Annotated in this window: 10 protein-coding genes; 3 read left to right on the forward strand and 7 right to left on the reverse strand. The window is 57.9% G+C overall.

The features are described from left to right. Nucleotides 1-22 precede the first annotated feature (22 nt). Together argE and ACR0I7_RS06725 are read right to left on the reverse strand one after the other, a co-directional pair. Entirely contained in the window at nucleotides 23-1,189 is a 1,167-nt protein-coding gene (gene argE / locus ACR0I7_RS06720) for an acetylornithine deacetylase (RefSeq protein WP_480509446.1), read from the reverse strand. Between the two features lie 5 nt (nucleotides 1,190-1,194). Further along, on the reverse strand, nucleotides 1,195-3,015 hold the full coding sequence (locus ACR0I7_RS06725; RefSeq protein ID WP_480509447.1) for an ABC transporter ATP-binding protein: 1,821 nt from the start codon (nucleotides 3,013-3,015) through the stop codon (nucleotides 1,195-1,197). Between the two features lie 284 nt (nucleotides 3,016-3,299). Between ACR0I7_RS06725 and ACR0I7_RS06730 the strand changes: the two genes are divergently transcribed. The 3 genes from ACR0I7_RS06730 (at nucleotide 3,300) to ACR0I7_RS06740 (ending at nucleotide 7,082) form a co-directional block, all read left to right on the forward strand. Next, on the forward strand, nucleotides 3,300-5,006 hold the full coding sequence (locus ACR0I7_RS06730; RefSeq protein ID WP_480509448.1) for a peptide ABC transporter substrate-binding protein: 1,707 nt from the start codon (nucleotides 3,300-3,302) through the stop codon (nucleotides 5,004-5,006). A gap of 95 nt (nucleotides 5,007-5,101) precedes the next feature. Next, nucleotides 5,102-6,109, forward strand: a complete 1,008-nt coding sequence (locus ACR0I7_RS06735; protein WP_480509449.1) for an ABC transporter permease — start codon at nucleotides 5,102-5,104, stop codon at nucleotides 6,107-6,109. Further along, nucleotides 6,102-7,082 carry an ABC transporter permease gene (locus tag ACR0I7_RS06740; protein ID WP_480509450.1) on the forward strand — a complete coding sequence of 327 codons (981 nt, stop codon included), beginning with the start codon at nucleotides 6,102-6,104 and terminating at the stop codon, nucleotides 7,080-7,082. Before ACR0I7_RS06735 ends, ACR0I7_RS06740 begins: the two co-directional genes overlap by 8 nt. A gap of 85 nt (nucleotides 7,083-7,167) precedes the next feature. Here ACR0I7_RS06740 and ACR0I7_RS06745 read toward each other — a convergent pair whose 3' ends face one another. The 5 genes from ACR0I7_RS06745 to ACR0I7_RS06765 form a co-directional block, all read right to left on the reverse strand. Continuing rightward, nucleotides 7,168-8,445, reverse strand: a complete 1,278-nt coding sequence (locus tag ACR0I7_RS06745; protein ID WP_480509451.1) for a DUF3422 family protein — start codon at nucleotides 8,443-8,445, stop codon at nucleotides 7,168-7,170. Nucleotides 8,446-8,552: 107 nt separating this feature from the next. Then, nucleotides 8,553-8,909 carry a VOC family protein gene (locus ACR0I7_RS06750; protein WP_480509452.1) on the reverse strand — a complete coding sequence of 119 codons (357 nt, stop codon included), beginning with the start codon at nucleotides 8,907-8,909 and terminating at the stop codon, nucleotides 8,553-8,555. Nucleotides 8,910-9,065: 156 nt separating this feature from the next. Beyond that, the gene (locus ACR0I7_RS06755; RefSeq protein WP_480509453.1) at nucleotides 9,066-10,520 is read right to left on the reverse strand and encodes an NAD(P)(+) transhydrogenase (Re/Si-specific) subunit beta; all 1,455 of its coding nucleotides are present in this window, start codon (nucleotides 10,518-10,520) and stop codon (nucleotides 9,066-9,068) included. A gap of 13 nt (nucleotides 10,521-10,533) precedes the next feature. Further along, nucleotides 10,534-12,105, reverse strand: coding sequence for a Re/Si-specific NAD(P)(+) transhydrogenase subunit alpha (locus ACR0I7_RS06760; protein WP_480509454.1), 1,572 nt, complete (start codon nucleotides 12,103-12,105; stop codon nucleotides 10,534-10,536). Nucleotides 12,106-12,234: 129 nt separating this feature from the next. Continuing rightward, nucleotides 12,235-12,684: a methyltransferase family protein gene (locus ACR0I7_RS06765; RefSeq protein WP_480509455.1), complete on the reverse strand. Its 450-nt coding sequence runs from the start codon at nucleotides 12,682-12,684 to the stop codon at nucleotides 12,235-12,237. Nucleotides 12,685-12,758 lie beyond the last annotated feature (74 nt).

Raw genomic sequence — 12,758 nt, forward strand, 5'->3', positions numbered from 1 at the left:
TATATTAACTTGTTAACTCAGCTCAAGCCGCGAGCGTGCCAAGCAGCCGCTCCATAAATTTCTGACCTTGATTGAATTGAGCAATCGTAATGAATTCATTTGGTTGATGCGCCTGGGCGATATCACCCGGCCCACAGATAACGGCCGAGTATCCGGCCTCCTGAAATTGTCCGGCCTCGGTGCCGTAGCTGACAACATGCGTCGCATTATCACCGGTCAGGGCGCGCACCAGCGCCTCGGCCTCGCCATCCTGTTCAGGAACCAGCGCGGACACGGCAAAACACTGCTCGACATCGATCCGTGCATCTGGATGAATTTTTTGCATGCGGGCTTCGATATGCCGAACCTGCTGCAAATAGTCGTCATGCCATTGCGTGGCATCTTCGTCGGGCACAACGCGAAACGTCATCATGAAACGACAATCCTTAGCAGTGATATTATGGGCAGTGCCACCTTGAATCACGCCAACATGGCACGTGGTCCATGGTGGATCAAAAGTCGCAGAAACGGGACCCGGCTCAGCCGCCATATTCTTTGCGTTCTGGATATTAGCCCAATCGATCAGCGGAGCCGCCTCCATGATCGCGTTGACACCAGTATGCATAATCGAACTGTGAACCTCGAAGCCAACCAGATGCGTGTTATAGCCAAAGCCGCCCTTATGGCCGGTGACCGCCTGCATCATAGACGGCTCGCCCACGATCACGGCCGAGCCCTTTGGCAACACATCTTGCATCGCCACGATCATGGGCGGTGCCCCTGTGCAGCCCACCTCTTCATCAAAGCTGAGCGCAAGTTGGACGGGGCGCCGAAGGTCTGCGTATTTCGCCTCGACCAAGGCCCAGATCGCAAGGGCATCGAACCCTTTCATGTCACAAGTACCGCGTCCGAAATACTTGCCGTCTCTCTCGGTCACGGTAAACGGATCGCTGTCCCAGGGCTGGCCATCGACAGGCACCACATCCGTGTGCCCCGACAGGACAACGGCCCCATCTTCCCAAGGACCAACATGCGCAAAAAGGGCTGCTTTGTGAGGCTGATCCGGGTCTGGCCAGCGATGCGAGGCAATCCCGTGAGAGGACAGGTAGTCCTCAACCCAGTCAATCAACGGCAGGTTGGTATCGCGGCTGACGGTCGGAAACGAGATCAGCTTGGTCATTATCTCAAGAGGAGACAGGCGAGCTGGCATCCGGCTCAGTACCCGCTGTCTGTGGTCAGTATGAAATGCCCGGGCTCAACTTCGCGATACTCGGATGGTCCGGGTTCGTATCCAATCGGATGAATGGGCGACGGGATCGGTTTGAAGTTCAGATCCTTTTCCGATTTCCGCCGGTTTGGATCCGCAATCGGAACCGCTTTCATCAAGGCCTGCGTATAGGGGTGTTGCGGGTTCTCGAATACACGCGCCCGTGGCCCTAGCTCGACGATACGGCCCAGATACATGACGCCCACATAGTGACTGACACGTTCGACCACTGCCATGTCGTGACTGATGAACAGGTAGCTGAGCCCAAGCTCGGACTGAAGCTCCATCATCAGGTTCAGCACCTGCGCCTGCACGGACACATCAAGAGCCGAGACGGCCTCATCCGCGATGATCAGTTTCGGGTTCAGCGCCAACGCCCGCGCGATTGCAATACGCTGTCGTTGTCCCCCCGACATTTCATGCGGGAAGCGGCGCATGAAGCTGCGCGGCAGGTGAACCTTGTCAAACAGTTGCGCAACGCGGTCCTGCAATTCAGACCCGGACGCTACGCCATAATTCCGCATGGGCTCGGCAACCTGATCGACAAGCTGCATTTGCGGATTCAGAGATGCAAACGGGTCCTGAAAGATCATCTGCATGTCCAGACGCGCCTTGCGCAGGCCGCCCTGATCCAGCCCCATGATATCGACGCCATCCAGATCAATCTGGCCCGCCATAGGCTCAACCAGTCGCAAAATCGACCGCCCTGCCGAGGATTTGCCGCACCCCGATTCGCCCACTAGGCTAAGCGTTTGCCCCTTGTTGAGGGTAAAGGATACGTCTTCGACTGCATGCACATTCGAAATTGTCCGACGCAGCAGGCCGCCCTTAACCGGAAAGCGCGTCGTCAGATTCTTGACGCTTAACAGGACATCTTCGGTGCCCGGAATCGGCGCAATGTTCTGCCCTTCAACGCCCAGCAACTTCATCGGCTCAGGTGCGGCTTTGCCCTGCATCTCACCAAGCTTTGGAACCGCCGCCAGCAGCGCCTTGGTATAGTCATGCTGCGGATTCTCGAAGATTTCGTGAACCGTCCCCTCTTCGACCTTGTTACCGCGGAACATGACGACCACCCGGTCGGCCATTTGCGCAACCACCGCCATGTCGTGGGTGATGAACATAACGGCCGTGCCTGTTTCCCGTTTCAAACGGTCCATCAGCGCCAGAATCTCGGCCTGGATGGTAACGTCCAGCGCTGTTGTCGGTTCGTCCGCGATCAGCAAACGGGGCTCACAGGCCATCGCCATGGCAATCACCACGCGCTGACGCATCCCGCCGGACAGCTCATGCGGGTATTGTTTCAGACGGCGCTCGGGCTCCGGGATCCGAACCTGACGCAGCAGTTCCAGCGCGCGCGCCTCCGCCTGAGATTTTGACATGTCTTTGTGCAGGCGCAACCCTTCGGTCAGTTGCCGGCCCACCGTAAAGACGGGGTTCAGAGCGGTCATCGGCTCCTGAAAGATCATTCCGATCTCATTGCCGCGGATCTGCTTCATCAGATCCTGATCAGCACCCGACAAGTCCAGCTCTTTGCCATCACGGCGGTCGAAGATCAGCTGCCCGCCTGCAATTTCACCGCCACCAAACTCGACCAGCCGCATAAGTGACAAAGAAGAAACGGATTTGCCCGATCCCGATTCGCCGACGATGCAAACTGTTTCGCCCGGATTCACTTCGAACGAAACATCTTCGACGCCAACAACGGGGCCATCTTTCGTTTGGAATTCAACCCTGAGTTTTTTGATCTGTGCAATAGGCTGATCCAGCACGTGCGCACTCCCCTTGGCGGCCTGATTGTTTGAATGGTGAACGCTAAGGCGGCAGGATGGGAAAAGTCAAACCCATTACCGAATTTCCCGACGGCAAGGCTTGCAATTTTCTAAAACTCTGTTTCGATACGCTGCGTAACCGTTTTCGGAAGAAGGTGAAAAACACGTTACGCAAAATGTAAATGTGTTCCTTTTCAGGACCTTATTCCTCACAACGGCAACGCCAAATCCGCAGGCCTTGCGGAGATAATCGAGACACGAATGTGTCCAACATGGAGTGTATGATGAAAATCAAAGCCCTTTTGCTTGGTGCGATTGCCGGCACAGCTATGGCCCCTATGGCCTTTGCCGAGCGCGGATCGGACGGCAATGTCAGCATCATCTATTGGCAAGCACCCTCTATCATGAACCCGTTCCTTTCGGGGGGAACCAAGGATGTAGAAGCAGCCTCGCTGGTAATCGAGCCTCTGGCCCGCTACGACCAGGACGGCAATATGGTTCCCTTCCTTGCCTCCGAGATCCCGACTGTTGAAAATGGTGGGGTCAGCGAAGACCTGACCACGATTACCTGGAAAATTGCGCCGGGAATCACTTGGTCGGATGGCACGCCTTTCACATCGGCGGATGTCGTCTTTACGGCAAATTACTGTATGCACCCAGAAGGCGGCTGTGCGCAGGTCACCAAATACGAAGGCGTAACTTCGGTCGAAGCGGTGGATGATCTGACTGTCAAAGTCACATTCGACGCGCCAACCCCGTTCCCCTATGGCCCCTTTGTCGGTGGCGAAAGCCCCATCATTCAGGCCGCTCAGTTTGCTGACTGCGTGGGCGCGAAAGCCCCGGAATGCACCGATCAGAACTTTAACCCGATCGGCACCGGCCCCTTTGTTGTCACCGAGTTCAAGCCGAATGACGTGATCACCTTCAAGGCCAATGACAACTATCGCGATCCGGCCAAACCAGCCTTTGCAACCGTGACCTTCAAAGGCGGTGGCGATGCAACCGCTGCGGGCCGTGCGGTTATGGAAACCGGCGAGTTCGACTATGCCTGGAACCTGCAACTGGCGCCCGAAGTGATCGCGCAGATGCAGGAAGGCGGCAAAGGCACTCCGGTCGCAGGCTTTGGCCCGCTGGTCGAGCGTATCATGCTGAACCAGACAAACCCGTCGCCGGACCTGCCCGAAGGCGAGCGTTCAACCGCCAAGCACCCGCACCCGTTCCTGACGGATCCGGCGGTTTACAAGGCCATGTCCATGGCGATCGACCGCCCGCTGCTGGTTGAGATCGGCTATGGTCAGGCAGGTAAGGTGACCTGTAACTGGGTTCCCGCTCCGGCAGCGTTCAACTCGACCTCGATGAGCTGTGACACGCAGGACATCGAAGGTGCGAAGAAACTGCTGGATGACGCTGGCATCGTCGACACCAACGGCGACGGCATCCGTGAAAAAGACGGTGTTCCGCTGAAAGTTGTCTATCAGACCTCAACCAACGCTGTCCGTCAGGACTTCCAGGCGCTGATCAAGGAATGGTGGAGCCAGATCGGCATCGATTCCGAGCTGCGCAACATCAACGCGTCGGTCTTCTTCGGTGGTGATCCGGGCTCGCCGGATACCTTCCAGAAGTTCTATGCAGACGTGGAAATGTACGCCAACACCTTTAACGGCACCGACCCGCAATCCTATCTGGGTAATGGTCTGTGCGACAAGGCTCCGCGTCCTGACACGCAGTGGCAAGGTGAGAACATCAGCCGCTTCTGCAACGAAGAGTTCGACAAGCTGCACGCACAGCTGGCCGAAACGGCTGGTCTGGAAGCCCGCGCTGAGATCGCCAAAAAGCTGAACGACATCATCGTTCAGGAAGGCGGCATGATCCCTCTGGTACACCGTGGTCGCCTATCGGCGCACTCGAACACTCTGGGTGGTGTCATCCTGAACGTTTGGGACAGTGAGCTGTGGAACGCAGCTGACTGGTACCGCAAGACCGGTTCCTAAACGATAGACTTGCAAAGCCGCGCCCCGATCTTTATCGGGGCGCGGTCATTTGCATATCGCCCCTACAAAAGACGCATCAACAAAGGCGCCTTTGAATGCTCAACTTTACAATCAGACGACTGGTGCTTGCAGTTCCTACACTGCTGTTCATCAGCCTCGTCATCTTCCTGCTGCTCGAGCTCGCCCCCGGCGACCCGATGGCACAGGTTCCGCTTACTGTTCCGCCCGAAGTCAAAGAGAAGATGCGCGAAGCGCTTGGCCTGGGCCAACCGATGCATATCCGGTTCTGGAAATGGATCGTGCAGTTCTTCTGGATCGAACCGCAGGTTCTGGTCGACCACATGTTCGGCACCACCTTTTCCGAAGGTGATCTGCGTGTGATTTCGTGGCAGACCCGCTCGCCCGTCATGGACATCGTCGTTCAGCGTATCCCGCAGACCCTGTGGGTTGTTGGCACCGCCTATGTGGTCGCTATCCTGATCGCCCTGCCCATCGGTATCTATTCGGCGTATCGCCAGTATTCCTGGTTCGATCAGATGGGGACTTTCGTATCCATGGTCGGCTTCTCAGTCCCGCCCTTCTTTTCAGGCGTGCTGGTGATCGTGATCTTTTCGGTCCAACTGGGCTGGTTCCCGTCGATCTATGACACGACCCATGTTGTCAACAGTTGGGACAGCTTTGTCGTGCAGCTGAAACAGATGATCATGCCGGTCATGGTTCTGGCCCTGCAGATCACGGCGCAACTCAGCCGCTTCATGCGCGCCTCGATGCTGGACAATCTCAATCAGGATTACGTCCGCACCGCCCGCGCCAAGGGCCTCAGCGAGTACACCGTGGTCATGATACACGTCCTGCGCAACTCGATGATCCCGGTGGTCACCGTGATTGCACTGGGCATTCCTGCGATTTTCGGCGGCGCCATCATTACTGAGCAGGTGTTCAAGGTAAACGGCATCGGCCAATTGCTGATCGGCGCCATTCAGGCCAACGATCTGCCAATGGTGCAGACGCTCACCTTCATCTTTGCTGTGCTGATCGTGGTGTTCAACCTCATCGCCGACGTGCTCTACGGCATTCTGGACCCGAGGATTCGCTATGACTGATAAAGATCATTCAGACACGCTGATCCCCGACGAGGGCCTGGCTCCGGCCTCGACCGCCCTGCCGACGACGGATGTGATGGAGGAACTCGCCACCCCACCCCGCAGCCAGTGGCGCGATGTGTGGGATCAGTTCAAGACCCACAAGGGCGCGATGCTGGGTGCGGTGCTGTTCATCTTCATTGTCGCAACCGTGTATCTGGGCCCCTATGTCTGGAGCATCGATCCAACGCAGATCGATATCCGGTCGCGGAATCAGGGCCCCAGCCTCGCCCATCCCTTTGGCACCGATCAGTTGGGGCGCGATATTCTGGCGCGGATGATGTCCGGCGGTCAGACATCGGTCTCGGTTGGCATCACCGCGATGCTGCTGGCGCTGTTTCTGGGCTCGTTCATCGGCGTTCTGGCCGGGTTCTTCAAACGGCTGGACGGCCCGCTGATGCGCCTGACCGATCTGTTTCTGGCGCTGCCGTTGCTGCCCTTGCTACTGGTCATGATGCTGCTCTTCCGCGAACCATTGTCGGCGGCATTCGGGCTGGAACGAGGGATTTTCATCCTGATCGTCTGTGCCATCGGCATCACATCATGGATGCCCACCGCACGGATCGTGCGGGGGGATGTGCTGGCCATCAAGGAACGTGAATTCGTTCTGGCAGCCCGGTCCATCGGCACCAGCAACAGTCAGATCATCACGCGCCACATCCTACCCAACGTGCTGTCACCCATAATGGTTTCGGCCACGCTCGGGATTGCGACAGCTATCATCACGGAAAGTGCACTCTCGTTCCTGGGCCTCGGGTTCCCGCCGGATTTCCCAACCTGGGGGCGTTTGCTGTTCGACGGCGTCGATTATCTGCAGCAATACCCTGAGCGTGTGTTCTGGCCGGGTCTGGCAATCTCACTGACCGTTCTCAGCGTCAACTACCTCGGCGACGGCCTGCGCGACGCGCTGGATCCACGCATCCGGGGGCGTTAACTACATCTCGTCGGCGCGCTTTTGCGCGCCGACACTGACGACTAAGCACGCAGCCAGACCCGCAAAAGGCAACGGCCTGTTTTGCTTACTCCAGCCGACGGCGAATACGGCGGATTGCGAGCCAGACCCCCAGAACAACAGGTATCGTAACCGCCGCCGTCAACATCCCTTTGCTGATCCCCGCCTTTGTCAGCGGGTACAGCAGATAGCTGACAAGAGAGACCGCATAATAGCTGATGGCCACAACCGACAATCCTTCGACCGTGTGCTGCAGCCTGAGCGCAAGATCAGCGCGCCGGTCCATGCTTTCCAACAACGCCTGATTCTGAGCGCTGCGCTGCACATCCACCCGCGTTCGCAGCAGCTCGCCTGCGCGAATGGCCCGATCAGACAGCGCTTGCAACCGGCGTTCGGTAGCCTTCACGGTTCGCATCGCCGGGTCATATCTGCGCATCATGAAATCGGCAAAACTCTGACGTCCATAAAACCGCTGCTCGCGCAGGACTTCGATCCGCTGGTTCACGATCGCCTCATAAGCGCCGGTTGCACCAAACCTAAACGAACAACGGGCCGAAAGCGTCTCCAACTCGGTCGATGTTGACAGCAGCTGGGGCAGCAAATCATCCGGATGTGTTGCGTCATCCGTCATTTCAACCATCAACTCGGTCAGTTGTTTGTCCAGTTCACCAATGCGTTCCATCAGGCGTTTGACCCGTGCGAAGCCCAGCATGGACATGGCCTTATATGTCTCAATCTCACACAGCCGCTGAATCACACGCCCTGTCCTGCGCCGCCCTGCGCCATCGGATACAAAAAGCGCAAACCGCATGTGCCCGGCAGAATCGATTCGGAAATCACTGGCGCAAACGGCCGAGTTGTCCAACACACTGGCCACCGCCAGGCTTTCCGGCTCGAACCATTCCGACAGCGCGGCCGCAACATCTTCGTCATCCTCACGTCGCACAACCCGCAGCATCGCCGACGTCACCCGTTGTCCCGGACTGGCCATCAACCAGTCCTGCGGGAAAACCTCAAAATCTGCGGGGTTAAAGGCCCGATCGCTCACATTCTGCGTGATCGCTGTATAGGTCACAAACTCGGTATGCTGTTCCCATTTTAACCAATGCCGCCCGATCTGACCCGCAAAATGCGTGGCCCCAGGCTGCGGATGTTGCGCCCCATGGCGATCCAACAGGTCGATCAGATGCGCCATGTCCAGATCACGGTCGCGCGCCACGGCCTCGACCGGTTTCTTGATGGCGATGAAGGCCACGGTGCAGGGCGCCTTGGCCACCGGAAAGGGGCGCGCGTGCAGTTCATTGGCCAACGCATAGCGCAGCGGATGGTCGTCGATGGGCGTCATAGATCATTCCCTGAGTTCGCGGGAACTATACGCCGCATATAAAATACATCAATTCTCTTTTTATTTCATATGCTTACATGAATACCACCGCATACAAGCCAGCTATCTCATTGATTTGGCTGCCAGAGCTCGATGGGATTGCCCTCGGGGTCATGGATGCGGGCAAATCGGCCGACCTCGCTGTCCCACTCGGCGCGGGTCTCAACCGCGATTCCAGCCGTCTGCAGCTGATCAATCATCGCGCTCAGATCATCGACCCGGAAATTGATCATCCATTGCTGCTCGGACCGCCCGAAATAGGTGGTGTCCTGCGCGAATGGAGCAAAGACGGTATAGCCTTCGCGCTGTCTCCAGGGCACGGGATCATAGTGATTGACGCCCAGATGCTCTTCGTACCAGGCACTCAGCGCCTTGGGATCTCGGGCACGAAAAAACACGCCCCCTATTCCATTTACCTTCTGCATCGCCAGCCTCCTGCAAGTGCTCAAACTCAACTTACCACACCCGACATGCTTCATCTGACCTTAAACGTCCCGACGGCGCGGGGGCAGAGCCCCCGCCCTTACAAAAAAGAAAAGGGCGCCCGAAGGCGCCCTTTGCATTCTAGTTAAGGCCGATGATCAGTCGATCATCGGTAGCAGCTTGTCCAGCGAAGCTTTGGCGTCGCCATAGAACATGCGGGTGTTCTCTTTGAAGAACAGCGGGTTTTCGATGCCCGAATAGCCGGTGCCCTGCCCGCGCTTACTGACAAACACCTGCTTGGCCTTCCAGCATTCCAGAACCGGCATACCGGCGATGGGGCTGTTGGGATCTTCCTGCGCCGCAGGGTTCACGATGTCGTTCGAACCGATGACGATGGCAACATCCGTCTCAGGGAAGTCCTCGTTGATCTCGTCCATCTCCAGCACGATGTCATACGGAACTTTCGCCTCAGCCAGCAGAACGTTCATATGGCCCGGCAGACGACCGGCAACCGGGTGGATGGCAAAACGCACGTTTTTGCCCTTGGCGCGCAGCTTGCGAACCAGTTCGCTGACCGACTGCTGCGCCTGTGCCACCGCCATGCCATAGCCCGGAATGATGATGACGCTGTCGGCATCGTTCAGAGCCGCCGCAACGCCGTCAGCTTCGATGGCGACCTGCTCACCCTCGACCTCCATCTGGGGTCCGGACGAGCCGCCAAAGCCGCCCAGGATGACGCTGACAAAGTGCCGGTTCATCGCCTTACACATGATGTAGGACAGGATCGCACCGGACGAACCCACCAGCGCACCAACAACGATCAACAGATCGTTGCCCAGCGAGAAGCCAATCGCAGCAGCCGCCCAACCCGAATACGAGTTCAGCATCGATACAACCACCGGCATGTCGGCACCGCCGATGCCCATGATCAGGTGATATCCAATGAACAGCGCTGCCAACGTCATCAGGAACAGCGGGAAGAAACCGCCCGAGTTGGTGTACCAGATCAGGCAGATGAACGACAAAGCCGCAGCCCCTGCATTCAGGGCATGGCCACCGGGCAGCTTGGTCGCCGCCGATGTCACCTTGCCAGCCAGCTTGCCATAGGCCACAACCGAACCGGTAAAGGTGATCGCACCGATGAAGATACCGAGGAACAGCTCGACATGCAGGATCGCCAGCTCGGCCGCCGTTTTCTTGGCGATCAGCTTGGCAAACGCGCCCAGATCGGACAGGTCCGCCTGAGACGCTGAGTCCGCAATCGCCATAACCTGCGCCACATTGCCGATCTCAAAATGCGCGTTGAAGCCCACGAACACAGCCGCCAGACCGACCAGCGAGTGCATCGCGGCCACCAGTTGCGGCATCTCGGTCATCTGCACGCGCTGCGCCACATATTGACCGATCAGACCCCCGCCCGCGATCAGCAACAGCGACAGCAGCCACAGGCCCGAACCCGGACCAACCAGCGTGGCAAAGACCGCCAGCGCCATACCAACAATGCCATACCAGACCGCGCGCTTGGCGCTTTCCTGGTTCGACAACCCGCCCAGAGACAGGATGAAAAGGACAGCCGCAACGACATAGGCGGCAGTAGTGAAGCCAAATTCCATGTGCCCGGCCTCCTTAAGATTTCTGGAACATGGCAAGCATGCGCCGGGTTACGAGGAAGCCGCCGAAGATGTTGATCCCGGCCATGAAGACAGACAGCGCCGCCAGCAGAATAACCAGAAACGACCCCGACCCGATCTGCATAAGCGCCCCAACGATGATGATCGAGGAGATCGCGTTGGTGATCGCCATCAGCGGAGTGTGCAAGCTGTGCGAAACGTTCCAAATCACCTGAAAGCCCACAAAGATGGCCAGCACAAAGACGATGAAGTGCTGCATAAAGCTGGCCGGAGCGATCAGCCCCACCAGCAGCATCAGCGCACCGCCAACCCCCAGCAAGGTGAACTGCTGTTTGGTCTGCGCCTTGAAGGCCGCGATCTCCTGCGCCTTTTTCTCTTCCGGGGTCAGCTCCTTGACCTCGGGTTTTTTCTGCGCCGCAATTGCCTGCACCTTGGGCGGCGGCGGCGGGAAGGTGATCTCTCCTTCATGGGTCACGGTTGCGCCGCGGATCACGTCATCTTCCATGTCATGATTGACCTGCCCGTCCTTCTCGGGCGTTAGGTCCGTCATCATATGGCGGATGTTGGTCGCATAGAGCGACGAAGACTGCGCCGCCATCCGGCTTGGGAAGTCCGTATAGCCAATGATGGTCACGCCATTGTCGGTCACGATCTTCTCATCCGGCACTGTCAGTTTGCAGTTGCCGCCCTTTTCGGCTGCAAGGTCCACGATCACCGACCCCGGCTTCATCGCTTCTACCATGTCCTTGGTCCAAAGCTCAGGAGCTTCGCGGTTCGGGATCAAGGCCGTCGTGATGACGATATCCATTTCCGGAGCCAACTCGCGGAACTTGGCCAGCTGCGCTTCGCGGAACTCATCGGACTGAACCGACGCATAACCGCCCGTGGCCGCGCCGTCCTGGCTGTCATCTTCAAAATCCAGATAGACGAATTCGGCACCCATGGATTCGACCTGCTCGGCCACTTCGGGGCGCACGTCGAACGCGTAGGTGATCGCGCCAAGCGAGGTCGACGTCCCGATAGCCGCCAGACCGGCAACACCAGCCCCAACGATCAGCACCTTGGCAGGCGGGACCTTACCGGCAGCGGTCACCTGACCGGTGAAGAACCTGCCAAAGTTGTTACCCGCCTCGATCACCGCGCGATACCCCGCGATGTTGGCCATCGACGACAGAGCGTCCATTTTCTGGGCGCGGGAAATACGTGGCACCATCTCCATCGCGATCACATTCGCGCCTTTGGACCTAGCCAGTTCCATACCTTCTTCGTTTCCGGCCGGATTGAAGAAGGAAATCAGCGTCTTGCCCTTGGTCAGCCGCTTCATCTCTGTCTCGGTCGGCACCCGAACCTTGGCAACGATGTCACATGTTTTCCACAGCGATGCGGCTGTCTTTACGATCTCAACGCCCACGGCTTCATAGGCCGCATCCGAAAACCCGGCGGCCTGTCCCGCGCCTTTTTCGATGGCGCAGTCATAGCCCAGTTTCTGCAATTGCACGGCGGAATCCGGAGTCATCGCGACCCGGTTTTCACCGTCCAGTACTTCTTTTGGTGTGCCTATCTTCACTGGCAGTCCCCCTAATTTAAACTCAAGCAGAGCGGGTGGTCGGTATTGTTGATTAAGCAAAGATGTATCTTGCGCAACATTATTTCGCAAGCGCAGCATCTCTGACGTGATGTCACGGTCTGTTTCATCTCAGATCCAGCGCCGTGTCTTACGTTCGTATCGGGCAAAATCCGCGCGGAACGTCCGGCGCAGGCGGCCTTCCTCGGGGATGATGAAGCGGCGTTCCAGTATCCAGACAAAAATCGGCAGCAGAACCAGCGACAGCACCGCATCGAACCGCAAAATCAGACCGGCCAGGATCAGCACATCCCCTACATAGATCGGATTGCGGCTGCGCTTGAAAATGCCCGATTGCACCAGCGCTGTGGGTGTTTCGTGCGGGATTACCGTTGTCCGGTGCCGCCGGAACTCGACTACCGCCATCAACGCCAGCAGGACGCCGCCACCGATCAGGATACCGCTGAGCAGATCGGAAAACCCTCCGTCCAGCGACAGGCCTAAAGGCAGATATCTGCTCTGTGCCCAGGCAAGCAGTGCAAACCCCAAAAGCCATACAGGCGGGAGATCAATCCGGCGCATGTACATTCCCTGCGAATGACGACATGCACCGTCACATGTCGCTTCTGGTTGGTGTCCTACCGCTTTTGGTGCCT

Source organism: Ruegeria sp. AM1 (assembly GCF_056540745.1).

Excerpts from the sequence above, each read along its gene's own strand:
- ACR0I7_RS06755 (WP_480509453.1), bottom strand. The coding sequence starts at position 10,520 with ATGGAATTTGGCTTCACTACTGCCGCCTATGTCGTTGCGGCTGTCCTT.
- ACR0I7_RS06735 (WP_480509449.1), top strand. The coding sequence starts at position 5,102 with ATGCTCAACTTTACAATCAGACGACTGGTGCTTGCAGTTCCTACACTG.
- ACR0I7_RS06765 (WP_480509455.1), bottom strand. The coding sequence starts at position 12,684 with ATGCGCCGGATTGATCTCCCGCCTGTATGGCTTTTGGGGTTTGCACTG.
- ACR0I7_RS06730 (WP_480509448.1), top strand. The coding sequence starts at position 3,300 with ATGAAAATCAAAGCCCTTTTGCTTGGTGCGATTGCCGGCACAGCTATG.
- ACR0I7_RS06750 (WP_480509452.1), bottom strand. The coding sequence starts at position 8,909 with ATGCAGAAGGTAAATGGAATAGGGGGCGTGTTTTTTCGTGCCCGAGAT.
- ACR0I7_RS06745 (WP_480509451.1), bottom strand. The coding sequence starts at position 8,445 with ATGACGCCCATCGACGACCATCCGCTGCGCTATGCGTTGGCCAATGAA.
- ACR0I7_RS06740 (WP_480509450.1), top strand. The coding sequence starts at position 6,102 with ATGACTGATAAAGATCATTCAGACACGCTGATCCCCGACGAGGGCCTG.
- argE (WP_480509446.1), bottom strand. The coding sequence starts at position 1,189 with ATGCCAGCTCGCCTGTCTCCTCTTGAGATAATGACCAAGCTGATCTCG.